General features: G+C 67.5%; 1 pseudogene. It reads left to right on the plus strand.

The features are described 5' to 3' along the window. Positions 1 to 452 (plus strand): annotated as a pseudogene (locus AB4Z35_RS30505) (ABC transporter substrate-binding protein); the annotation flags it as partial.

A 452-nucleotide genomic window follows, 5' to 3' on the forward strand; every position in this document is an offset into this window, starting at 1 on the left:
CGCTCAAGGAGCGCGGCTACAAGGGCAAGATCTACCAGACCCACGGCGTGGCCAACCCCGACTTCCTGCGCGTCTGCGGCAAGGACTGCGAGGGCACGTTCCTGCCGGCTGGTCCGCTGCTGGTAGCCGAGCAGCTGCCCGACAGCAATCCGGTGAAGAAGCCGGCGGTGACCTACAAGACCGCCTACGAGAAGGCCTTCGGCGGCCAGGTGTCGACCTTCGGCGGCCACGCCTGGGACGCCGGCCTGCTGCTGCAGAACGCGATCCCGGAGGCGCTCAAGAAGGGCCAGCCCGGCACCAAGGAATTCCGCAAGGCACTGCGCGACGCCCTGGAGCAGACCAAGCACCTGCCCGTCTCGCACGGCATCATCACCATGAGCCCCACCGACCACCTCGGCATGGACCAGCGCGCGCGCGTGATGGTGCAGATCGTGGATGGCAAGTGGAAGCTG

Source organism: Pseudomonas sp. KB_15, from assembly GCF_052114525.1.
Classification (GTDB): domain Bacteria; phylum Pseudomonadota; class Gammaproteobacteria; order Pseudomonadales; family Pseudomonadaceae; genus Aquipseudomonas.